Source organism: Leifsonia sp. YAF41 (assembly GCF_052113185.1).
Taxonomy (GTDB): Bacteria; Actinomycetota; Actinomycetes; order Actinomycetales; family Microbacteriaceae; genus Cryobacterium.
In genome coordinates this window covers 82478-104800 of sequence record NZ_JBFRCS010000004.1, presented here as the reverse complement: position 1 = coordinate 104800, position 22323 = coordinate 82478, and the positions used below count along the sequence as shown (strand labels likewise).

19 protein-coding genes are annotated in these 22323 nt (G+C 65.3%); 8 read left to right on the top strand and 11 right to left on the bottom strand.

The genetic code is table 11. The features are described from left to right. Positions 1–152: 152 nt before the first annotated feature. Together AB4Y63_RS05370 and AB4Y63_RS05365 are read right to left on the bottom strand one after the other, a co-directional pair. Entirely contained in the window at positions 153–830 is a 678-nt protein-coding gene (locus AB4Y63_RS05370) for a phosphoribosylanthranilate isomerase (protein ID WP_441790012.1), read from the bottom strand. A 101-nt stretch (positions 831–931) separates the two neighbouring features. Continuing rightward, positions 932–1783, bottom strand: a complete 852-nt coding sequence (locus AB4Y63_RS05365) for a MurR/RpiR family transcriptional regulator (RefSeq protein WP_441790011.1) — start codon at positions 1781–1783, stop codon at positions 932–934. A gap of 119 nt (positions 1784–1902) precedes the next feature. On the opposite strand from AB4Y63_RS05365, the gene AB4Y63_RS05360 reads away from it, so the two are divergent. Genes AB4Y63_RS05360 through AB4Y63_RS05340 form a run of 5 tightly spaced genes read left to right on the top strand, consistent with a single transcriptional unit; the run spans position 1903 to position 7561 of the window. Then, the gene (locus AB4Y63_RS05360) at positions 1903–3207 is read left to right on the top strand and encodes an ABC transporter substrate-binding protein (protein ID WP_441790010.1); all 1305 of its coding nucleotides are present in this window, start codon (positions 1903–1905) and stop codon (positions 3205–3207) included. 37 nt (positions 3208–3244) lie between these two features. After that, entirely contained in the window at positions 3245–4240 is a 996-nt protein-coding gene (locus AB4Y63_RS05355; RefSeq protein WP_441790009.1) for a carbohydrate ABC transporter permease, read from the top strand. Then, complete coding sequence (locus tag AB4Y63_RS05350) at positions 4237–5187, top strand: carbohydrate ABC transporter permease (RefSeq protein WP_441790008.1); 951 nt, start codon at positions 4237–4239, stop codon at positions 5185–5187. Before AB4Y63_RS05355 ends, AB4Y63_RS05350 begins: the two co-directional genes overlap by 4 nt. Positions 5188–5243: 56 nt before the next feature. After that, positions 5244–6533, top strand: coding sequence for a trans-sulfuration enzyme family protein (locus AB4Y63_RS05345; protein WP_441790007.1), 1290 nt, complete (start codon positions 5244–5246; stop codon positions 6531–6533). Positions 6534–6562: 29 nt separating this feature from the next. Continuing rightward, a complete protein-coding gene (locus tag AB4Y63_RS05340) occupies positions 6563–7561 on the top strand; it encodes a carbohydrate kinase family protein (RefSeq protein ID WP_441790006.1) in 999 nt (332 codons plus the stop codon). A 381-nt stretch (positions 7562–7942) separates the two neighbouring features. Here the strand turns inward: AB4Y63_RS05340 and AB4Y63_RS05335 are convergent, their stop codons facing one another. Beyond that, entirely contained in the window at positions 7943–8983 is a 1041-nt protein-coding gene (locus tag AB4Y63_RS05335; protein WP_441790005.1) for an NAD(P)-dependent alcohol dehydrogenase, read from the bottom strand. Between the two features lie 180 nt (positions 8984–9163). After that, complete coding sequence (locus tag AB4Y63_RS05330) at positions 9164–9448, bottom strand: GNAT family N-acetyltransferase (RefSeq protein WP_441790004.1); 285 nt, start codon at positions 9446–9448, stop codon at positions 9164–9166. Between the two features lie 180 nt (positions 9449–9628). On the opposite strand from AB4Y63_RS05330, the gene AB4Y63_RS05325 reads away from it, so the two are divergent. From AB4Y63_RS05325 to AB4Y63_RS05315, 3 genes are all read left to right on the top strand, one after another. Beyond that, positions 9629–10000 (top strand): TM2 domain-containing protein, encoded by a 372-nt coding sequence (locus AB4Y63_RS05325; RefSeq protein WP_441790003.1) that lies wholly within the window; start codon positions 9629–9631, stop codon positions 9998–10000. Positions 10001–10132: 132 nt separating this feature from the next. Then, positions 10133–13738 (top strand): TM0106 family RecB-like putative nuclease, encoded by a 3606-nt coding sequence (locus AB4Y63_RS05320; RefSeq protein ID WP_441790002.1) that lies wholly within the window; start codon positions 10133–10135, stop codon positions 13736–13738. Positions 13739–14127: 389 nt separating this feature from the next. Beyond that, positions 14128–14934 (top strand): DUF4433 domain-containing protein, encoded by an 807-nt coding sequence (locus AB4Y63_RS05315; protein ID WP_441790001.1) that lies wholly within the window; start codon positions 14128–14130, stop codon positions 14932–14934. A 96-nt stretch (positions 14935–15030) separates the two neighbouring features. Here AB4Y63_RS05315 and AB4Y63_RS05310 read toward each other — a convergent pair whose 3' ends face one another. From AB4Y63_RS05310 to AB4Y63_RS05280, 7 genes are all read right to left on the bottom strand, one after another. Further along, positions 15031–15942, bottom strand: a complete 912-nt coding sequence (locus AB4Y63_RS05310; protein ID WP_441790000.1) for a carbohydrate ABC transporter permease — start codon at positions 15940–15942, stop codon at positions 15031–15033. A 9-nt stretch (positions 15943–15951) separates the two neighbouring features. After that, positions 15952–16896, bottom strand: a complete 945-nt coding sequence (locus AB4Y63_RS05305) for a carbohydrate ABC transporter permease (RefSeq protein WP_441789999.1) — start codon at positions 16894–16896, stop codon at positions 15952–15954. Between the two features lie 2 nt (positions 16897–16898). After that, positions 16899–17801 (bottom strand): phosphodiesterase, encoded by a 903-nt coding sequence (locus AB4Y63_RS05300; protein ID WP_441789998.1) that lies wholly within the window; start codon positions 17799–17801, stop codon positions 16899–16901. Continuing rightward, positions 17798–18628 (bottom strand): tyrosine-protein phosphatase, encoded by an 831-nt coding sequence (locus tag AB4Y63_RS05295; RefSeq protein ID WP_441789997.1) that lies wholly within the window; start codon positions 18626–18628, stop codon positions 17798–17800. The genes AB4Y63_RS05300 and AB4Y63_RS05295 overlap by 4 nt, the downstream gene beginning before the upstream one ends. Next, positions 18625–19977, bottom strand: a complete 1353-nt coding sequence (locus AB4Y63_RS05290) for an extracellular solute-binding protein (protein ID WP_441789996.1) — start codon at positions 19975–19977, stop codon at positions 18625–18627. The genes AB4Y63_RS05295 and AB4Y63_RS05290 overlap by 4 nt, the downstream gene beginning before the upstream one ends. Positions 19978–20040: 63 nt before the next feature. Beyond that, positions 20041–21192, bottom strand: coding sequence for an ABC transporter ATP-binding protein (locus tag AB4Y63_RS05285; RefSeq protein WP_441789995.1), 1152 nt, complete (start codon positions 21190–21192; stop codon positions 20041–20043). A gap of 211 nt (positions 21193–21403) precedes the next feature. Beyond that, complete coding sequence (locus AB4Y63_RS05280) at positions 21404–22276, bottom strand: MurR/RpiR family transcriptional regulator (protein WP_441789994.1); 873 nt, start codon at positions 22274–22276, stop codon at positions 21404–21406. Positions 22277–22323: the final 47 nt, after the last annotated feature.

Genomic DNA, 22323 nt, shown 5'->3' with positions numbered 1-22323 from the left:
GGCCTCGACGCTACGGACCCCTGCCTAGACGCGACGTAAAGGAGGAGATTCGGCGACACTCCGCGCACACCTGACAGGTTGGCTCGGCGTGGCGCAGAATCTCCTCCTTTGCGCTCTCTCAATCACCGCTACGAGAGAAATTGGAGCGTCAGCTAGGCAAAGACCCGCGTCGTCTTCGCCGCACGCACGAACTGCTCCACCAGATCGAGGTCCTTCTCGAACTTTCCGTCGCCGAAGTGACGGCTGGTGTGGGTCAGCGAATCGACCCCCCACGGGCGAACCACCTCAATAGCCTCTGCGACGTTATCGGGGGAGAGCCCGCCGGCCAAGATCACCGGGATGCCGGCATCCGCCACGATGCGCGCGCTGCGTGACCAGTCGTGGGTCACGCCCGCGGCACCGACACCGCTGACGTCTTCGGTGACGGAGTCCAGGATGAGAAAGTCGGAGACGCCGGCGTACTCCATCGCCAACTCGTAGTCGCCGTCAGCGCCGACGGCGATCGCCTGCATGATCTTCAGGTCGGGCAGGCGGCGGCGCAGCTGCCGAACCGACTCGACGCTCACCGCACCGGTCTCTGCGCAGAGGTGCAGCACGTCGGGCTTCACTGTGGTGGCCATCCGCTCGATCTCGTCGAGGTCGGCCGAGACCGACAGCGCGACCGAGACGGCAACGCCCTTCAGCGCACGCACCGCTTCGGCCGCCGTCGCATCGGAGATCTGACCCGGCAAGCCGATGTCGGTGGGGGTCAGCCCGACATAGTCGACACCGCACCGGGCGAGGTTGAGCGCTTCGGCTGCCGACTGGGCCGTGTAGATCTGAACAATCACTGTGACTCCTTGTGAGCTGGTGGGACGAGAACGAAGACGAGAACGAACACGAGAACGAAGGCGAACGAAGACGACGGGAAGACAAGACGAGGCGCGGCGCCTCAGTACGAACTCTTGACGATGGCCTGACCGGCCAACTCGTCACGCCGCAACACCTCGCTGAGATGACGATGGCTGAACGCGACGCACAACGAGTCGAGCAGGGCCATCTGGCAGATGCGCGCCGCAAGCGGCTCGTTGCGGATCTCATGCGACACGCTCTGCAGCACAACATCTCCCGCGTGCGCGAGTGGCGAGTCGCGGTTGCCCGTGACCACGAGCACCGAGGCGCCGGCCTTCTTCGCTTCCTCGGCCATGGTGACCACGGCCATGGTCGCACCCGAGTAGGAGATGGCCACGACCAGGTCGCCCGGTCCGAGCAAGGCGGCGTGCATGATCTGCAGCTGCGAGTCCTGCGGGGCATCCGCTCTGATACCGAGGCGGTGGCAGCGCTGATAGAACGACTGCCCGACCACTCCCGAGGTGCCGAGGCCGCCGATCAAGACATGCTTGGCCTGTTCGAGCAGGTCGAGGGCGCCCAGGAAGCTCTCCTCCGACACCGCCTCGACCGTGTACTCCAGTGAGCGGGCCGTGCGCGAGAACACCTTGTTGAGGATGGTCATCGGGCTGTCCCCGGTGGCGACATCGTCGTGGATGAGCTGCATCGGCGACGCGAGATCCCGCGCGAGTGCGAGCTTGAGGTCGGTGAAGCCGGCGAAATTGCTGTTGCGGCACATCCGCAGCACCGTCGTATCACTCACTTTGCAGGCCTGCGCGACGTCGAGCATGGATGCCGCCAGCAGGTGTTCCGGCTGGGTCAAGATCCACTCGGCGACGATGCGCTCCGTCGACGACAAGCCCGGAAGTGCAGCACGTAGGCGCACCAAAGCTCCGACTTTCTCGGTCTGTGTCATCAAGCCCATCTCCTTCGATTGACCATCATCGCGTTCCAAAAAGCAGTGCTACCACTTTATGAACGAGGTGTATATGGTGATACTACTTGTACCGACAGTGTTGTCAAAGGGAGTGCACAATGAAGTCTCGCTACCTCAAATCCATCGTCGCAGTTGCGGCCCTCACCTCGCTCTTCGGGCTGACCGCCTGCGCCGGCGCGGGCGGTGCAGCAGCGCCTGCAGCATCGGGTGATTCGAAGACCCTCGAGGTCTGGCATGCCTACGCCGGGCAGCCCGACAAGGTGGAATTCATCAACTGGGCACTCGACGGTTTCAAGAAGAAGTACCCGGACATCACCGTCAAAGAGGTCGCCGCCGAGCAGTCGTCGTACAAGACCAAGCTGCAGACCGCGATGTCGACCGGCCACGCCCCTGACGTTTTCTACACGCTCCCCGGCGGTTTCCTCAAGGCGTTTGTCGACAGCGGACAGGTGATGAACCTCGACGACGCCCTCGCCACCGACGGCTGGGGCGACAGCTTCATCCCCAGCGCCATGAGCTCCGTCTCGTTCGACGGCTCGGCGTATGCCGCCCCCATCGACATCGACGCAGCAGCGATTTGGTACGACAAGGCACTCTTCGAGAAGAAGGGCTGGACCGTTCCGACCACGTGGGACGAGTTCCTCACCCTGAGCGACACCATCGCGAAAGATGGCATCGTTCCCGTCGCGCTCGGCAACAAAGACAGCTGGCCGGCCACGTTCTGGTTCCAGTACGCCGAAATGCGCCAGCAGGGCAGCGGCGTGGTCACCGACTTCGTGAACAAGGAGCCCGACGCCACCTTCGGCCCGAACGCCCCAGAAGCCGCGAACGTGCTCAAGACCCTCGCCGACAAGAAGTATCTGCCCACCGGGGCGAACGGCATGAGCGACCAGGAAGCCAACATCCTCTTTCTCAACGGTCAGGCCGCGATGGTGCTGAACGGAACCTGGCAGATCGGCATGTCCGCCGACGCCCCGGCCGGGTTCGACCTCGGCTACTTCCCGTTCCCCAGCATGAAGGGCGGGGCCGGCGACCAAACGGATGTCCTCGCCGGCGTCGCCGCCGCGTTCGCAGCATCCAGCAAGCCCGCCGACAAAGAGGCTGCCGTCGACTTCCTCAAGTACATGACCAGCCCCGACGTCATGAAGGAGTACGTGAAGGTGCGCAAGACGATGGTGACGCTGAAGGGTGCGACCACCCCGGATGTCGCCGGCCCCGTGCTCTCGGGCGTCGTTACCGATCTCATCGAGAAGGCCGGACACCTCGACGCGTTCTACGACACCGCGCTGCCGCCCAAGGCCACCACGACCTACTACACGACGCTGCAGGGTCTGGTCGATGGCTCGGTCAGCGCCGAGGATGCGGCAGCCGCCATTGAGTCCGCGGTCAAAGCCGGACAGTAGCCAGACAGTGACCGGAATCGGAAAGTAAGGATCCACCATGGCCACCACCTCCGTCATGACTGCGCCCGACCAGCGCAGTCATGGCGGTGCGCCCTCGAAGCAACCTCTGACTCGGCAGCCTGACCGCCGCCGAATAGGTCGTCGCCGGGCTGCGCGCCGCGAGTCCCTCATCGCCATCCTCTTCTTGACCCCGGTCTTGGGATTCCTGTTCGCCTTCGTGGCCTACCCGCTGCTGACCGCCGGTGTGCTCTCCTTCTTCTCCTGGGACGGCTTCTCGCCCCGGGTCTGGATCGGCTTCGACAACTTCACCCGCCTCGCCGGCGACGCCGTCTTCTGGTCGTCGCTGAAGAACAACGCACTCATCGCCGTCGCCGCGGTGCTGTTCCAAGTCGGATTCGGCATGGTCATCGCCTACTGGCTGGTGCGCGTCGTACCCCGGTTCAAGCGCGCGGCAATGTTTCTCTACGTCATCCCGGTCGTCATCAGCGAGATTTGCATCGGGTTGCTGTGGTCGTTCGTCTACAACCCCTACTTCGGTCTGCTCAACGGTTTTCTCAACGTGGTCGGGCTCGGCGATCTTGCTCAGGGCTGGCTCGGCGACAAAAACACCGCGATGCCGGCTGTGCTCGTCGTGATGAACCTGACCTACCTCGGGCTCTACATCCTGCTCTTCGTCGCCGCCTTCCAAGACATCGACGAGTCGGTGTATGAAGCAGCAGCGCTCGACGGCGCCGGGCACTTCCGCACCTTCTTCGGCATCAGCGTGCCCATGATCCTCTCGAACGTGCAGGCCACCACCCTTCTCGCGGTGGTCAGCTCGTTCAAGACGTTCTCACTGATCTTCGTGATGACACGGGGCGGTCCGAGCAACGCGACGGATGTCGTCTCCACCTATCTGTTCAAGGTCGGGTTCGGAAACTTCGAAGCCGGCTACGCCTCGGCCATCGGCATCGCCCAACTGCTGATCACCGTTGTCATCGGAGTCTTCGTGCTCGGGATCTTCCGCCGCCGCGGGAAGGGAGCTGCACTGTGAGCACTGCAACCGCACCGACAACTGCACAGACAACCGCACTTGCATCCACAACCGAATCCGCCCGTGCGGCTGCCCGCGCGACGACGGGCGCTGCCCCGCGCGGCAGCCGTCGGAAGCCGAGAGTGTCGCTGAGCTGGGGCGCGATCGTCGTCATCGGGGTCTTGGCCGTGCACCTGCTGGTTGTGCTCTTCCCGTTCGTCTGGATGATCTACAGCTCGTTCAAAACCAACGCGGCGTTCCAGGCATCCGTCTGGACCCTGCCCACCGCGCTCGAATGGGACAACTACGCGCAGGCGCTCGCCGACGGCAAACTCGTGCTCTATGCCGCGAACTCGCTGCTGGTCACGCTGTCGTCGGTGCTGATCACTGTGGTCATTGCCACCGCGGCCGGCTACGCGTTCGTCATTTTCAGAACGCGCTGGATGCCCGCGGTCGAGCTGATCATGCTCATCGGGATGGCGATCCCCGCCTACATCGCGCTGGTGCCACTCGTGGCCACGATTCGCGACATGGGCCTGATGGACACCTACCTCGGCGTCATCCTGCCGACCGTCGCATTCAACCTTCCCGTCTCGGTGCTGATCATGCGCGGATTCTTCGCCACGATTCCCCGCGACCTGGTTGAGGCCGCGCGGATCGACGGGGCATCGGAGTTTTCGACGTTTCTCAAGGTGATGGTGCCGATCGCCAAACCGGCCATGTTCACCACCGCCATCGTCAATGTCATCTGGGTGTGGAACGACTTCCTCTTCCCGCTGGTGATGCTGAACAGTCCCGACAAGAAGACCCTGCCGCTCGGCCTGACCGACTTCGTCGGCGAACGCATGACGAACTACCCGGTGCTGCTGGCTGCGATCCTGCTCGCCGCGCTCGGATCATTCGTGGTCTACGTCATCTTCCAACGCCAGGTCATCGGCGGTCTGACCAGCGGCGCGGTCAAACAGTGACCCACTTTTCTTCCTTCGAACACAACGCACCAACGCAACAGAAAACGGAGTTCTCAATGAGCAATGACGCTTCCGCATCCGCATCCGAGAAGATGAGCATCTTCAGCCGCGCCGTCTACTACGAGCCCGAGCAGAGCACGCAATCGATCAGCTACCCGATCTTCATGTCGGCGAACTACCAGTACGCCGACGACCTCTACGACCAGGTCGTCGACGGCGCCCGCCGCGATGTGAACATCTACAGCCGGTGCGGCAACCCGAACGAGTACAAACTCGACGACCAGATGGCCGAATTGCACGGTGCCGACAGTGCACTTTCGGTGGCGTCGGGCATGGCCGCTATCTCGCACACGATCTTCGGGCTGCTGAAAGTCGGCGATCACATCGTCGTCGACCTCACCACCTACAGCTCCACCCACGAGTTCTTCGACCACCGCATTCAGGACTTCGGCATCACCGTCACCTTCGTCGATTCAACGGATGTCGACGCCGTCGCCGCGGCCATCGCCGATAACACGAAGGCCATCTACGTCGAGACCATCGCGAACCCGACGATGAAGGTTGCGCCGCTGCGTGCGCTGAGCGATCTCGCTCACAGCCGCGGACTCGTGCTCATCTGCGACAACACCTTCGCAAGCCCGGCGGTCTGCCGCCCGCACGAGTTCGGCGTCGACATCGTGGTCGAGAGCGCGACCAAGTTCATCGGTGGGCACAACGATGCGGTGGGTGGCGTGATCACGCTGCGCTCAGACATCCTTCCCGCCGACTGGCTCGAACAGGTGCGCTGGGGCACGCTGACCAAACTCGGCGGCGCCCTGTCGCCGTTCAACGCCTGGTTGCTGCTGCGCGGCATCCAGACGCTGCCGTTGCGCGTCGAACGGATGACGGAGAACGCGAAGGCCCTCGTCGCGTGGCTGGAACAGAACCCGGCGGTGAACCGCATCTTCTACCCGGGACACTCCTCTCACCCGCAGTTCGACCTTGCCGCTGAGATGTTCGACTCGTCGGGTGCGATGCTGACCTTCAGCGTCGGCTCGGGCGAGGAGGCGGCAGCCGTGTGCAAGGGCCTCAAGCTCGCGTCGTTCGCGGCCAGCCTGGGCGGGGTGCGCACCGTCACGCAGATTCCGGCCACGATGGCATTCTTGGACATCTCAGAGGAAGAACGCCTGGAGATGGGAATCACGCAGGGCATGATCCGGGTGTCGGTCGGCATTGAGAACGCTCAGGACCTCATCAACGATTTCGCTCAGGCGATCGCCGGGGCGGTGGGTTCGGCTGCAGCAGATGGTGCGGATGCTGACGCTGCCGACGATCTCATCGGCGATCTCGCACCGGCACTCGGCTAACTGAACGAAACGCGAAAGGAACGATCACGGTGAACGGCGCGACTTCGGTGTGTGTGCTCGGCGACCTCAACGTCGATCTCGGCCTCGACATCCCCGCCTTCCCGCCGCCGGGCGGGGATGGCGTGGCGCACCGACAACGCCTCGGGTTCGGTGGTTCTGCGGCCAACAGCGCTCTGATGATCCATCGGTTGGGTCTGCCGACGTCGTTGCTCAGCTGTGTGGGCACCGACGTATGGGGTGACTTTTCGGTGGGGCAGCTCATCGAGGAGGGCATCGATCCGACTCACATTGTGCGCGACCCGACCCAGCCGACCTCGCTCAATGTGGTGGCGGTCACCCCCGACGGGGAGCGCACGATGCTGGCCTATCGGGGCGCGAGCGGGCAGTACTCGGCGGATGCCTTGCCGGTCGCCGCGTTGTCGACGGCTCGGCACCTGCACGTGTCGGGCTATGCCTTGCTCAGTGATCCGCAGCGAACGGCGGCGTTCCGTGCCGCAGAAATTACGCGGGCCGGTGGCGGCACGGTCTCACTGGATGTGCCGGTCGACCCTGTCACGGCGGTCCCCGAGACGCTGTGCCGGTTCATGGCTCTCGTCGACACCGTGATTGTGGGGTCTCCGGAGGCGCAGAAGCTCACCGGGTTCAGCGATGACGTGCGTGCGGCCGAGGCGTTGGCCGCGCTGGGAGTCTCCCTCGTCGCCATCAAACAGGGCGCAGACGGCAGCTTGCTCCTGCGCGACGGCGTCATGGTGCAGGTTCCCACCCATCGCGTGCTGGTCGTCGACACGACGGGAGCCGGAGACTCGTATTGCGCCGGCCTGATCGCGGCCGAGCTGGCCGGTGAGACCGATCTCGCCGTCATCGGTCGTCTCGCGAATTGCTGCGGCACAGCGGCCGTCGGAACAACTGGGGCGGGAGCGAATCTCCCGGCTCTGGCCGATGTGCTCCGTGTTGCGCGGTTGCTCTCAGACGAAGATCAGGCTGGTATCGAGCGCACCCTGGACGTGTTGAGCGTGCCTGCGCGGTGAGCCCGACCGACCTCTGGTCGAGGTCGCGTGCACAACTTCGGCGAATCGGGCCAGAACCAACGGTTCTGGCCCGATTTCACCTCGATTCTCGAGAATCTCCGAAGTTGCGTACGGGGTCGTGCGCGGCGCGGCCTCGTGGACGGCACCGATTCGCGATGCCGACTGAGACCGCTGCACACTACGCAAAGGAGGAGATTCGGCGACACCCCGCGCAAACCTGACAGGTTGGCTCGGCGTGGCGCAGAATCTCCTCCTTTACGTGCTCCGAGCGCGTTCGTGCTCCGAGCGCGTTCGTGCTCCGAGCGCGTTCGTGCTCCGAGCGCGTTCGTGCTCCGAGCTCGTTCGAGTTCAGAGCGCGTTCGAGGGCAGAGCTCGCGCGGACTACCCGTTCGGCAGAATCACCGCGCGACCCGTGATCGTTCCGGCGTGCAGACGCTCATACGCGGTCGGCGCATCCGCTAGCGAGAACGTCTCAACCTCGACATGAAGCTGACCGCGGCGTGCCATGTCGAGCACCTCGATCAGCTCGCTGCGGCTGCCCCAATAGGGAGCGCGCACCGCGGCGTCGTAGGCGATTCCGCCGAAGCCGACCGGCAGGGCGCCTCCGCCGATTCCGACGATCGTCACATCGCCTTCGGTCGCGACCGCGGCGCCCGCAATGTTGACGGTCGGCTGGATCCCGACGAAGTCGAAGACTGCGTTCGCGCCGAGCCCGTCGGTCAGCTCCTTGATCGTGGCGACGGCATCCGCGTCGCTCAGGATGGCGTGGTGTGCGCCGACCTTGCGCGCCAGCGCCAACTTCTCCTCGTTCACGTCGAGGGCGATGATCGTCGCGCCCGACAGAGCGCGCAGAATCTGGATGCCGACGTGGCCGAGCCCGCCGGTACCGATCACGACGGCGGTGGTGCCGGCGCCGAGCTTCGGAAGCGAGTTCTTGATGGCGTGATACGGGGTGAGCCCGGCATCCGTCAGAGACACATTGGCGACCGGGTCGAGATCGCCCAACGGAACCAGGTGTCGCGGGTCGTCGATCAGCATGTACTCGGCCATCGCGCCGGGGGCGCCGAGCCCGGGAGGGGCGATTCCCTCGGCTGCGGCATTGCTGCAGTAATTCTCCTTGCCCGCCGCACAGTTGTGACAGCGGCCGCAGCCCCACGGCCCGTAGACGGCAACCGCATCGCCGACCTCGAACTGGGTGACGCCTGCGCCGAGCTCGTGCACGATGCCGGCGCCTTCGTGGCCGAGGGTGAGCGGCAGGCCGAACGTGTAGGCCTCTGCGGGAAGGCTCATGACGAATTCGTCGGAGTGGCAGACACCGGCCGCGGTGACTTTGAGGAGCACCTGGCCCGGGCCGACCTCAGGGATCGGAATGTCAACGACTTCCGGACGCGACCCGATGGTGCGGTACTGCAGTGCCTTCATGGTGATAGTGACCAATCCCGGGCGGCGCGCTGTCCTCGGTAGTGGGTGAGAGGTCGCCCGTCTCACTCGAGGCTACTCTCCGGTTCGGCGCGGGCGGGTGGTCGATGCGCCGACGTCGGCGATGAATGCGGCACGCGGCGGCTCGCAAAAGCGGATGCCCAGCTCGCGACGACGTTGGCGTTAGCGGCTGAGCAGCCCCACGCGCTCGGGGTTCTTCTCGAACCAGTCGCTGACATACCAGCAGGAGGGTACGACGCGGTAGGGCGTGCTGGCCTCGATGTCGTTGATTCCGAACTCGACGAGCTCGCCGGCGTAGCCGTGACCGCGCATCGGCGGCTGCGTGAACGTGCGGGTGAGCGCGATCGCGTTGCCATTCACCGAGTAGTCGAGAATGCAGGCTAGCTGGCCGTCGATGCGCAGGGCGTAGCGGCGGGCATCCGGTTCGTGAACGAATTCGTGGGCCATGGTTTTAGCGTAGTCATGGCGCCAGCGAAACGACTGGGACCGCCGTGTGCCCGACATCTTTTGGCGCAACAGCTCGCCCACCGCTAAAGTTCGTACGCACCTGCACGGTGTCAGCGTTGATAAGAAACATCCGGGGGGATCATCGAGCTTCTCCTCGTCTACTGAACAGATGGAGCAGAGATGACCGACTACAGCACTCAGACCGCAACCCCCGGCTACGCCGCCCAGCCCGTTTCGCAGAAGTCGTTTGTCGCGACCTGGCTTCTCGCGATGCTGCTCGGCACGCTCGGCATCGACCGGTTCTACCTGGGCAAGGTCGGCACCGGCATCCTCAAGCTCATCACGCTCGGCGGTTTCGGAATCTGGGCCCTGATCGACCTCATCATTGTTCTTGCCGGCGCGACCCGTGACAAGCAGGGCCTGCCGCTGGCCGGGTATGCCGAGAACAAGATGGTTGCCCTCATTGTGACCGTCGCCCTTTATGTCGTGGGCGCCGTGAGCGGCACGGTCAACCTGCTGACGCAGCTGTCCGCCCTGCCCACCCTGAACTAACTTCGGAACTACTCACTGGGCCGGGACGACCGCTGTCGTCCCGGCCCTTTGCGGTCCGGGGGTACTGCGTGCTTTCCCAGCTGCTGTCGGAGGTCGCCGCTACGCTCGAATCACCAATCGAAAGTGGGCCCGATGTTCTTGCTCGACGGCAGCGTGGTCACGAGTGCCAGCGATCTCTCCGCGGCATCCGCCTGCGAGTTCGCGTTTTTGCGCAAACTCGACGCCAAGCTCGGCCACAAAGATGCGGAACCCGACCCGGTCGATGCCATGCTCGACCGCACCGCCCGACTGGGCGACGCCCACGAACTGCGGGTGCTCGAACGCTACCGAGCCCAGCTGGGCGCCGGTGTCATCGAGATTGCGCGTCCCGAGCAACTGGACCGCGACGGCATCGAAGCGGTGGCCGTCGACACCGCCACGGCATTCGCCTCCGGCGCCGAACTGGTCTTTCAGGCCACGTTCTTCGACGACGGATTCGGCGCGGTCGGCGCGGGAGCAACCGAGGACACGACCGCAGAAGCCAGCGCCGTCTCCTTCATCGGCTTCGCCGACTTCATCGTGCGTCAACCCGATGGCAGCTACCTGATCCAAGACACCAAACTGGCCCGCCGCGCGAAAGTCACGGCGCTGCTGCAGCTGGCTGCCTATGCCGACCAGCTCGAACTGATCGGCGTGCGCCCGGCCGACACGGTGGAGCTGCTGCTCGGCGACGGGGGAGTGAGCGTGCACCGGCTCGCCGACATTCGTCCGGTCTATCGCCGGCGCAAGCAGCGCCTGCTGCAGCTGATCGGTGAACGTCTTGCCGACGAGAATCCGGTGGCCTGGGGCGACCCGCGCTACACGGTCTGTGGGCGGTGCGTGACGTGTGAAGCAGAGGTGCAGCAACACCGGGACCTGCTCCTAGTGGCCGGCCTCAGGCTCACCCAGCGTGCCCGGCTGGTGCAGGCGGGAATCCGCTCGATCGACGAGCTCGCCGCATCCGCGGAGCTCGCCACAGGCGGTCAGATCGAGGGGATCGCCGAGAACACTCTGGCGGCGCTCCGCACGCAGGCTCAACTGCAGATGAACGCGGTGCCCGGTGAAGCCCCTCCGATCGAGGTGTACAACGCGTCGGCGCTCGCCGCGTTGCCGACGCCCGACCCGGGCGACATCTTCTTCGACTTCGAGGGCGATCCGCTCTACACCGAGGGTGCCGCCCAGCAATGGGGGCTCGACTACCTGTTCGGGCTGGTCGAACCCGACGGCACGTTCCGCACCTTCTGGGCGCACACCTTCGCCGAGGAACGCCAGGCGCTGCGCGACTTTCTCGACTACCTGCGTGCCCGCCGGGCCCAGTTTCCGGGCATGCACATCTACCACTACGCGGCCTACGAACGCACGCATCTGCTCAGCATCGCCGCCCGGCACGGAGTCGGCGAAGACGAGATCGACCAGCTGCTGCGCGACAGCGCCCTCGTCGACCTTTATCCGTTGGTGCGGAAGGCGCTGCGGGTCGGTTCCCGCTCCTACTCGATCAAGAAACTCGAACCGCTCTACATGGGAGACGAGCTGCGCGGCGGCGAGGTGACCAACGCGGCCGACTCGATCACCGAATACGCCGACGCCCGCGAGCTCGCGGCGCACGGCGACAGCGTCGAAGCCCAACGGATGCTCGACTCGATTGCCGACTACAACCGGTACGACTGCGTGTCCACGTTGCGCCTGCGCGACTGGTTGCTCGAGCAGGCCGCGGCCGGTGGCATCCCGGTCGGCTTGCATGACACGACCGACGACGAACCGGGCGAGCTGCCCGCGTCGCCGCTTCGCGACGGATTGCTGGCGCTCGCCGGAGACCCACTCGACCCGGATCGCAGCAATGATCAGACCGCCGCCGCGTTCGCCGCGGCCGCCCTCGACTACCACCAGCGGGAGCAGAAAAGCTTCTGGTGGGGCCACTTCGCCCGGCTCGACCAGCCGATCGACGAATGGGAAGACACCCGCGACGTGCTGCGCATCGAACGCGCCCACCTCGAACAGGACTGGTACCGCGAGGGGCGCCAGCGCACCGATCGCCGCACGATCCGGGTCTGGGGCCGGCTGGCTCCGGGCAGCAGCATCAAACCGGGCGACCAGGCCGGCCCCTACCTGCTCTATGACTACCCCGGCCCCTACCTCGACCCGCGGGCGTCGCCCGGCGCCCGCTCGGCGCGCACCGTGAAGGTGCTCGAGGTCAGCGACGACGGCAGCTACCTGATCGAAGAGACGCTGCCGAAGGATGCCGCCCAGCACGGCCAGAAACCCGTCGCGCTCGCTCCCGCTGCTCCACCGCCCGCCGGCCAGCAGAAGCCGGCCATCGAGGAGTGGGCCCAGGCCATCGTCGACGCCCAGCCGGAGTGGCCGGCCGAACCGATGGTCGACATCCTGCGCCGGGTGCCGCCGCGCACCCGCTCGGGGATGCTCGCTCCGGCACCGCACGACCCGGCCGGCAACGAACGGATCGACGCTGTCGTGGCGAGCCTGCTCGACCTCGACCATTCCTATGTGGCGGTGCAGGGCCCGCCGGGAACCGGCAAGAGCTATCTCGGCGCCCACGTGATCACCGCGCTCGTGCAGCAGCACGGCTGGAAGATCGGGGTTGTCGCCCAATCGCACGCCGTCGTCGAGAACCTGCTCGGCGCCGTGGTGAAGGCCGGTCTCAACCGCGACCTGGTCGGCAAGGTGGCGAAGACGGGCACGGCCAGCAGCGAGGCGGGAGCATCCGCGGCGAGCGGTTCATCCGACTCAGCAGATGACCCCCTCGACGATGTCGACGAGACTCCGTTCACCGTGCTCGCGCCGAACGGCCAACTGCTCTTCGGACTCGACAACGCCGACACCGGCTTCGTGCTCGGCGGCACGGCGTGGGATTTCAGCAACCCGGCCCGGGTGCCCCGGCAGAGCCTCGACCTGCTCGTCGTCGACGAAGCCGGCCAATTCTCGCTCGCCTCGACGATCGCGGCCAGTGTCGCCGCCGACAATCTGCTGCTGCTCGGCGACCCGCAACAGCTGCCGCAGGTCAGCCAAGGCACCCACCCAGAGCCGATCGACCAATCGGCGCTCGGCTGGGTCAGTTTCGGCCACGACGTGCTGCCGACCTCGCTCGGCTACTTTCTGGCCGAGAGTCGCCGGATGCACCCCGCCGTCACCGCCCCGGTCTCCCGCCTCTCCTACGAGGGCGAGCTGCACTCGCACCCCGCCGCGGCGCTGCGTCACCTCGACGGAATCGAGCCGGGCCTGCACATCGTGCCGGTGCGGCACCTCGGCAACTCGGTCGAATCACCCGAAGAAGCCGCCGCGGTGGTCGCTCTCGTCGAGTCGCTGCTCGGCACGCCGTGGACCGACCCGCACGAACACCGCGAGGCCGACCCGCTGACCGAGGCTGACGTGATCGTGGTCACCCCGTACAACGCCCAGCTGAACACGGTGCGGGATGCCCTGGCCGCGGCGGGTTTTGCCGCGGTGCGGGTGGGAACCGTCGACAAGTTCCAGGGGCAGGAAGCGGCGATTGCGATCGTGAGCCTGGCGGCATCCTCGGCCGACGATGTGCCGCGCGGTCTCGGGTTCCTGATCATGAAGAACCGGCTCAACGTGGCCATCTCGCGAGCCAAATGGGCGGCCTACCTGGTTTTCTCTCCGGCGCTCACCGAGGGGCTGCCGGTCACGCCCGACGGGGTGGCCGAGCTGAGCGCGTTCATCACCCTGGTCGAGTCGGGGGTGTAGCCAGTCTCGGTGGTCGAGTCGGGGGTGTAGCCAGTCTCGGTGGTCGAGGAGCGCGCGAGCGCAGCGAGCACGTGTCTCGAGACCCCGCGAGCCGACCTTCACACGTGCGTCGCGTGCACGGAATTGGTCACCAGGTCTCGACAGGCTCGACCACCGGAACGGTGTTCTTGCACGCAATTCGCACGTTTTTCTCAGCGCGAAATCCTCTGACGGTAAACGGACGCCTCATTTCCCGCGTACCGTTAACAGGTGGTTTTCATATCTTGGACTTCGAGGTCACTGGAGCCACGCCCAGGAGAGGCACTACCGTGAGCGACGAATGTATCCATGGCTTTGACGACGGACTGTGTGCCAGTTGTTTTCCCCAAGCTGTACCTGATGTAGCCCGTGTGGTTTCGAACCCTTCGCAGCGCGCCAGCAAGGCACGCGAGAAGGTGGCGCCGACGACCCTGCGCTCCGCACCGGTTGCTCCCAAGGGTGGCGCGCTGAAGCCCACCGTTTCGCTGCGTTCCGCCCCGGTAAAGGTCGGCGACCAGCGGATCTACCACCTCACCCACATCAAGAACCTGGCCAGCATCCTCGAAAGCGGCACCCTGTACGCCGACGCGAGCGAGGCCTGGGACGAGTCCCGCCCCGCCTTCGACATGTCGTCGGAGGGCAACCGGGAGTGGCGCCGCACCACCCGCGTCGCCGGTGACGACACCGAGAGCATCGCCAGCTATGTGCCCTTCTTTCTCTCGCCTGATGCGAGCGTCTGGGAGAGCATCCGTTCGCACTCGCTCGACCCGCGCCTCACCAAGAAGGCGACAGATGCCGCGGCGACCGACTTCGTCATTCTGGTCAGCGCCGTCAAGAACGCCACCGAGCTGCACCCGGCCGACGTTGCCGAGAACGACGCGGCGATCGTTGTGACGGATGCCGACGCGGCGCTGGAGCGCACCCGTTTTGGTGAGACGCGCGACTCGGCTCTGCGTCTGCTGCACCACGTGCGTCAGAACGCCGATGCCGGCGCGCTGCTCGGGGCTGAATTCCTTGTGCGCGATGAGTTCCCGTTCGAGCAGATCGTGCTGATCGGCGTCTCGAACGACCGCGTGCGGGATGCCGTCAAGGCCATCCTCAAGCCCTCGGGCTACCGCACCAAGGTCGCGGTCTACCCGCCGTGGTTCTTGCCGTCCGAAGAGACGACCGAGGTCTAACAGCACCAACACCGCTGGCCCTGCGCCTCGAAACCCGTTTCGGGTCTCGAGGCGCAGGGCCATTGTCGTTTAGATGCTCGATGTCGTGTCGACGCCCTACTTGAGCCCTGAGCGCACGAACGCGTCAACGACGTAGCGCTGCAGGAAGATGTAGATCAAGAAGATCGGCAGGCAGGCGAGTCCGGATGCGGCCATCACCGCGCCCCAGTTGTTCCCCTCCGCGCCGAGGAAGCTGCGGATACCCACCTGGATGAGGGCATCCGAGTTCTGCAGAATCAGGGTCGGCCAGAGGTACTCATTCCACGCCGAGATGAACAGCATGATGCCAAGTGCCGCCAATGCCGGCTTCAGGTTCGGCACGACGACCAGCCAGAGTGTTCCCCAACTCGACCGGCCGTCTATCTGACTCGCGTCCAACAGTTCCCGGGGGAATGATTCCATGTGCTGGCGCATGAGCATCACGGCGAAAGCCGAGCACAGGTTCGGCACCACAACACCGGCGATCGTATTGAGCAGTCCCATCTGTGACACCAATACGTAGTTCGGGATCATGGTGACTTGGAAGGGCACGAGCCACGATCCGACAAAGAGGAGGAAGAGCAGTTTCTTGCCAGGGAAATCCCACATCGCAAAACCGTAGGAAGCGAGCAGGGCGACAAACAACTGGGCAACCGCCAGGATCGCCGCCATGGCGAACGTGTTGCCGAGCATGCCCATGATCGGGATCGCGTCGACCACATAGCTGAAGTTTTCGAGGCTCAGTGGCCAGGTGACGACGTTCTGGGAGAGGGCATCCTCGGGCGCACGGAACGCTGTCGCAAACATCCAGTACACGGGGAAGACACTGAACAGCGCGAGCAGGATGAGCAGGATATGGCCGACCAGGAGCCGGGGGCGGGACCTGGTGGCCACAGGCTCGTCGCTGGCCTTGCTGCGAGACGCAGCGGATGCCGCGGAGCGGGTCGGGGTCGGGCGAACGAGAGGGGTGTCGATTGTTACAAAAGCCATGCGGTCCGCCTAGTTGTCGTGGAAGCTCAGTCGCTCGGTCAGCTCGACGAAGATCAGGGCGATGAGCCCGAACCCGACGAAGAACAGGGTGCCGGCCGCCGCAGCGAGCCCGGCGTCGAAATTGCGGAAGCCGAACTGGTAGAGCAGGTAGTAGATGTTGGTGGATGACCCGCTGGGGCCGCCCTGAGTAACGATGTCGATGATCGGGTAGGTCCACTGGGCGGAGAGCAGGATCGTCATCAGCCCCATGAAAACCAGGCTGGGCGAGAGCAGCGGCACGATGATCTTCCACGTGATCTGCCGGTTGCTGGCGCCGTCGAGCGCTGCCGCCGCCGAGTAATCGGGGTTGATACCGGCGAGACCCGCTGAGATCACGAGCACGCCGAAGCCGAGCATCTGCCAGCCGACGATCACTATGACCGCCCAGATTGACAGCGCCGGATCGCGGAAGACGTTGCCGATGTCCCAGCCGAAGGTGGCCGCGATGGCGGGGATGGTCCCGCCCTCCGGAGCGAACAGCCAGCGCCAGATGGCACTCGTGGCGACCGGGGTGATGAGAAACGGAACAAAGATGAGGGCCTGGTAAACCGTCTTGGCCCGACCCTTCACACGGCGGGCGAGCAGCGCAATGGCTACTGGGAGGAGAAGGGAGAACACGAGGAAGGCGAGCACGTACACGCCGGTGTTCACGAGCGCCTGATGCAGCTCGGGCAGCGCGAGCACCGTGGCGTAATTCTCGGTTCCGACGAAGTTCTTCGGACTGGTCGGGATGAGGTTCCAGTCGAAAAATGACAGCCAGAAACTCTCGACGAGGGGTTTGTAGATCCATGTGACGAGCAGAACGAGAGCGGGGATGAGGTAGAGGTACGGGGCGAGCTGCGGCTTACGCCGCAGCCGCCCGGGGCGGGTGGCGCCGGCAGAAGCCGGCGCCATCGCCACGGACGGAACGAACATGCCTACGCCTCGGTCGAGGCGTTGACGAGGGCGAGCTGTTCGTCGGCGCTCAACTTCATGAACGACTCCAGCATCTCGGCCGACATTTCGTAGACCGTCGGAAATTCACCGATCGGTACAACCGAATGCAGCACGCGGTCCCCGTACACGTGCACGAGGTTGTACGACTGTCCGCCGTTCTGACCGCGTGCCGCCGGGTAGGCCACCTGAAGATCCTGCGTGTAGCAGGTGGCCGAAGCCACGGAAACGGGTACGCCGGCGAAGGTGCTGTTCGTCGAGTAGTGCAGGTGGCCGCCGAGGATGCCGCGGACGTCCGTGCCCTCGATGACTTCGGCGAGCCGGTGCTGGTCACGCAGCTCGACGAGGGCAAGCAGACCGAGCGGGCTAGGCACGGGCGGGTGGTGCAGGGCTATGAGGGTGCCGTCGGGTGCCGGTGTGGCGAGCTCCGCGCGCAGCCAGTCGAGCTGCTCGTCGCTCAGCTCGCCGTAGTGCTGGCCGGGAACTGTCGAGTCGAGCGAGATGATCCGCAGGCCATTGATGTCGAAGACACGGTCGATCGGGTCGGTGCCGGCCGGCTCGTCGAGTAGGCCGACTCGGAACGCGCCGCGCTCGTCGTGGTTGCCCATGACCCAGATGACCTCGGCGCCGAGCTGGGCGGCGGCGGGTTCGATGATCGCGCGGAGCCGGGCATAGGCGTTCGGCTGCCCGGCGTCGGCCAGGTCGCCGGTGAAGACGATGGCTTCCGGGCGGGCGCCCGACTTGGCGAAGCCTTCGAACAGCTTCACGAGGTTGGCATCGCTGTCGATGGTGTCGTGCAGCAGGTCGCCGGTCTCGACGAAGTGCGTGTCGCTCAGGTGCAGGATGAAGTGGTCGGCGGTCGGAAACTGGCCAGTGGATGCGGTCATGCTCGGTTCTCCTGGGTGGTGTCGGTGTCGATCGAAGAGTCGGTGTTCTCCTGCACGAGCGCCCGGCGGAGCGCGTGCAGGTCGTCGGTGCCAAGGCCTTGAGCGAGTAGATACTCCGCCGCCGAACCGTGTTCACGGTCGATCCGGTCGAGAAGTGTGTCGAGCAGCTCGGGCGGGCTGGCGCTCATGATGGTGTTGAGTTCCGCGGTGTCGGGGATGCCGTGCGCCAGCATCTTGCTGCGGATGTTTTCCACCCATTCGCCGCGCAGGTTCTCCTCCGTCACCGCGTAGTCGGCGACAACATCCGCGCGGCTGGCGCCGGCGGCGAGCTGGGCGAGCGCGATGACGACGCCGGTGCGGTCTTTTCCGGCCGTGCAGTGCACGAGCACGGGAGTCTCGGATCGAGCGATCAGCTCGATCGCACGAACGACGTTGGCGCCGAAGCTGTCGATCATCGCGTCGTAGATTCCCGCCAGCGTGACGTCGGCCGTGGCCAGTGCCTCGGGGGCGGCGCCCTCGAAGATCGGCGCGTGCACGGCCCGGGCGCCGACACCGTCGAGGCGGCTTGGCTCCCGCTCAAGCTCGGTCGCGTCGCGAAGGTCAACGACGAGTCCGATCTCGATCTGGCGAAGAATCTCCTGACCCTCGTCGGTCAGTTGGTGCAGACCGTCCGAGCGGTAGAGCTTGCCCAGACGCAGCTGCCCGCTGGTGGTCGCGTAGCCCCCCGCGTCACGCAGATTGTAGGTGCCGGGAACCCGGAGGGGAGAGCGATGGACTGAACGGGTGCCGGTTTCGACCGAGGGGGAGATCAACTGTTCGGTGCTCACTTGCTGATCAGCTCCTGGGCGCGGTCCTGAGCTGCGCCGAGAGTCTTCGCCGGGTCCTTGCCATAGAAGACTGACTCTTCGACGGCGGTCGCGAGGATGTCGTCGACCTGCACGTAGCTGTTGCCCGGGTAAGAGACCCACGGCTCGAGGTGGTCGAGCTGCGCGAGGTTCGGGGCGACCAGCGGGTTGCCTGCAGCCCAGTCGGCGAGTGGCCCGTCGCCCTCGGTCATCGTGGTGCGCAGCGGCAGGTAGCCGATGGTGCTGCTGATCTTCTCGTAGGCGTGGGCGCTCGTCATGTAGCTGATGAACTCCCACGAGGCGCGCTGTTTCGCCGGGTCGGTGCTGAAGGTGAAGAGGGCCGAACCCGAGTTCGTCGGTACGACGGGCTTGTCGCCGAAGGCGGGCATGCCCGTGTTCTTGAGCTCCCAGCCGCCGGCCTTCGCCGCGCCCATGAACATTCCCTGCAGGGCCGATGTCTGAAGCTGCATCACCGAGTCGCCGCGAGCAAAGCTCTCGAACTGGGCGGTCGCATCCTGATTGGCCAGGACACCCTCGTCGAACAGATCGCGAAGTTCCTGAACCGCGCCGACGGCGTTCTTCTCGCCGAACTCGATGGTGCTGCGGTCGTCGCTGAGCACGCTTCCGCCGTTCGAGCGGATGAGGCCCTGCATGCACCAGTTGCCGCCCTTGACCGCGCACGACATGGTCAGCGCGGGCTTGCCGGTCTTCGCGGTGACGGTGCGAGCCACGTCGGCGACGGCGTCCCAAGTGGAAAGGTCGGCATCGGCCGGCACTCCGGCCGCTTGCAATGCGGTGGCGTTGTAGAACAGCACCGGTGTGGAGAAGACGTAGGGTATGCCGTAGGTCACGCCGTCCCAGTCGGCCAGGGTCGCCGCTCGTTCGTGGAACGGGTAGTCTCCGCCGAAGTGCTCTTCGATAGCTTCTGTCCCGACGAGCTTCTCCAACGGCTGGGCACCGAGTTCGTTGACGGTGAAGTCGAGGGCGTCGAAGGTGATCTGCGCGACATCCGGGGCTGCGCCCGCGAGCATCTGGGTCTGAACGCTGCCAACGGTGTTGCCGCTGTCGCCCTGAGTCGGCTGGGCGGTCACCGTGATGTTCGGGTGCTCGGCCATGAAGTCGGCAACGAGGCTATTGACCGTGTCGGTCCACGGGCCGGCCTGCAGCAGGTTGTAGGTCTCGAAGACGATGCTGACTTTCTGATCGGGCTTGAGTTCGGGGATCGATCCGGAGGACGATTCGGTCGACGAGGCGGTGGCGGCACAGCCGGAAAACGCGAGCGTCGCGGCCGTCAGAACGGCCAGGACGCCCAGGGGTTTACGAATTCGCATGAGAGGGGACTCCTTCTGGGTGGGTGAGGAATGGTGCGGATGGGAGGGATGAAGTGTGGGGGATCAGACGCCGGCCAGAGCGTCGGCAGGGGTTGCGACGCTTCCGCCTGCCTCGCTGCTTTCGGGGCGCCATTCGAGTCGGCGGCCGGATACCGCGTCGAAGAGGTGCACCTGGTCGGCGGGGGCGAACAGGGTGATCTCGGCGCCCGCGGTGATGTTGCTCGGGCGGGGCCGCCGTGTGGCAACCCGGTGCTCGCCGACGCTCACATAGATGACCTCTTCGCTGCCCAGGTTCTCGACGATGTCGACGACGCCGGTGATGGTGACGCCGGGCTCGGTCATGCGCGAGCGCACCGCGACCGGGGCGAGATGTTCCGGCCGGATTCCGAGGACAGCCTCAAACGGGGCAACAATGCCGTCCCAGAGCTGACCGTCGATTCCAGGGGCGTTCAGGTTCACGGTGCCGAACATCGAGGTGACATCGACGTTCTGCAGGTTCATGGCGGGGCTGCCGAGGAAGCCAGCCACGAACACCGAGGCCGGACGGTCGTAGACCTCCTCCGGGGTGCCGAGCTGTTCGAGTCGGCCCTTGTTCAGTACGGCGATCTTCGTGGCCATCGTCATGGCCTCGACCTGGTCGTGGGTGACGTAGACGAAGGTGGCGCCGAGGGAGCGGTGCAGGCTGGTGAGCTCGTGGCGGGTGGCCGTGCGTAGCTTCGCGTCGAGGTTGGAGAGAGGCTCGTCCATCAAGAAGGCGCGCGGATTGCGTACCAGGGCACGGCCCACGGCGACGCGCTGGCGCTGGCCACCGCTGAGTTCTTTGGGCTTTCGCTGCAGGAGGTGGTCGATTTCGAGCATCCGGGCGACTTCGGTGACGCGCTCGCGGATGGTTGCCTTGTCGACACCGGCGACACGCAGCGGAAATCCCAGGTTGCGGGCGACGCTCAGGTGCGGGTAAAGCGCATAGCTTTGGAACACCATGGCCAGGTCGCGCTTCTTCGACGGCTCCTGAGTGATGTCCCGGCCATCGAGGAGGATGCGGCCGCTCGTCGGTTCGAGCAAGCCGGCGATCATGCGCAGCAGCGTTGTCTTGCCGCAGCCGCTGGGGCCGAGAAGCACGAGGAAGTCGCCATCGTCGACCGTCAAGCTGATGTTGTCGACCGCCGCGACGTTCGCGAACTCTCGAGAAAGTTGGTCGATCTGAATGGTTCCCATGGGCTGTTCTCCTTCGGTGCGGAATGGCGCTTCCTCAGATGGATAGCTGCGGAAATTCCGTTTCAATGGAGATTTGCTGGCGCCGATGAATGACGAGGGGAGGGTGGGTGAACTGAGGGTTTGCGGGAACGTAACAATCGGTTGCGACCGGCCGCACGCGGGGTCAACGAAGCGCCCCGATCATCGGCCGATCGAGCTCAGAGCGTGGTGGCTAGTCCGATTCGATGATGTCGAACACTTCGTCGAGCAGGTCGCTCGACGCGTTGGCCGGATGACCGATTGCTGTTGCGACCGCATCCTGCAGCGCCGTGAGCAGGAGGATCTGGATGATGTTGCCGCTGATGGCACCGTCGGCCCAGGAATGGTAGGTGGCGCCGGCCACCAGGGAGTGATCGGCCAGCTGGCTGAGCGGCGAACGCCCGTAGCTGGTGACGCCGATGACGGTGGCACCGGCGGTCCGGGCCGCCTTGACGGCACGGAGAGTCACGCTGTTCATGCCGCTGTCGCTGACGGCAATGCACACGTCATCCGGGCCGAGGGTGCGCGCAGACATCTGTTGTGTCACCGAATCGTACGGAGCCTCGACCGGGCGCCCCGAGGTGAGCAGTCGTAGCGCCATCATCTGGGTCGACGGACCCGAGCCACCATTGGACACGAGGAGAACACGCCGGGCGGCAACGATGGCCTGGGTTGCAGCGTCAAACGCCTCGTAGTCCAGGGCGCCGAGTGCACCGTTCAGGTCGCGCGCGGCAGATTCGAACAGCGCGGGAACACGACCGCGGCTGCCGGCGGCGGGGTCGACCAGAAGGTCCCGATTGTGCTCGGCCACGCCCAGATCGCGGAGGAGCAGGAGTCTCAAGTGTTGAAAACCGCGAAACCCGAGATTCTTGCAGGCACGGATCACCGTGGCGGGAGACGTGCCGGTGCGCGCCGCGAGATCGGCGACCGACAGCATGGCAACCTGGGGTGCGTCGTCGGCACAAGCCTGTGCCACTCGTTGCTCGCTCGGCACCAACGACGGGATCAACGAGCGGATCATGCTTACGGTTCCGCCCGGCAACGGGTCGATCGTCAAAACTGTCATGCCGCACTGCTTACCATGCGCGGGTGACCAGTGGGCAAAGACTAGGC

What these genes read in the sequence shown, in the direction of transcription:
- AB4Y63_RS05365 (WP_441790011.1), bottom strand. Translation starts at nt 1,783, where the DNA reads ATGACACAGACCGAGAAAGTCGGAGCTTTGGTGCGCCTACGTGCTGCA.
- AB4Y63_RS05360 (WP_441790010.1), top strand. Translation starts at nt 1,903, where the DNA reads ATGAAGTCTCGCTACCTCAAATCCATCGTCGCAGTTGCGGCCCTCACC.
- AB4Y63_RS05355 (WP_441790009.1), top strand. Translation starts at nt 3,245, where the DNA reads ATGGCCACCACCTCCGTCATGACTGCGCCCGACCAGCGCAGTCATGGC.
- AB4Y63_RS05345 (WP_441790007.1), top strand. Translation starts at nt 5,244, where the DNA reads ATGAGCAATGACGCTTCCGCATCCGCATCCGAGAAGATGAGCATCTTC.
- AB4Y63_RS05335 (WP_441790005.1), bottom strand. Translation starts at nt 8,983, where the DNA reads ATGAAGGCACTGCAGTACCGCACCATCGGGTCGCGTCCGGAAGTCGTT.
- AB4Y63_RS05330 (WP_441790004.1), bottom strand. Translation starts at nt 9,448, where the DNA reads ATGGCCCACGAATTCGTTCACGAACCGGATGCCCGCCGCTACGCCCTG.
- AB4Y63_RS05325 (WP_441790003.1), top strand. Translation starts at nt 9,629, where the DNA reads ATGACCGACTACAGCACTCAGACCGCAACCCCCGGCTACGCCGCCCAG.
- AB4Y63_RS05320 (WP_441790002.1), top strand. Translation starts at nt 10,133, where the DNA reads ATGTTCTTGCTCGACGGCAGCGTGGTCACGAGTGCCAGCGATCTCTCC.
- AB4Y63_RS05310 (WP_441790000.1), bottom strand. Translation starts at nt 15,942, where the DNA reads ATGGCTTTTGTAACAATCGACACCCCTCTCGTTCGCCCGACCCCGACC.
- AB4Y63_RS05305 (WP_441789999.1), bottom strand. Translation starts at nt 16,896, where the DNA reads ATGTTCGTTCCGTCCGTGGCGATGGCGCCGGCTTCTGCCGGCGCCACC.
- AB4Y63_RS05300 (WP_441789998.1), bottom strand. Translation starts at nt 17,801, where the DNA reads ATGACCGCATCCACTGGCCAGTTTCCGACCGCCGACCACTTCATCCTG.
- AB4Y63_RS05290 (WP_441789996.1), bottom strand. Translation starts at nt 19,977, where the DNA reads ATGCGAATTCGTAAACCCCTGGGCGTCCTGGCCGTTCTGACGGCCGCG.
- AB4Y63_RS05285 (WP_441789995.1), bottom strand. Translation starts at nt 21,192, where the DNA reads ATGGGAACCATTCAGATCGACCAACTTTCTCGAGAGTTCGCGAACGTC.
- AB4Y63_RS05280 (WP_441789994.1), bottom strand. Translation starts at nt 22,276, where the DNA reads ATGACAGTTTTGACGATCGACCCGTTGCCGGGCGGAACCGTAAGCATG.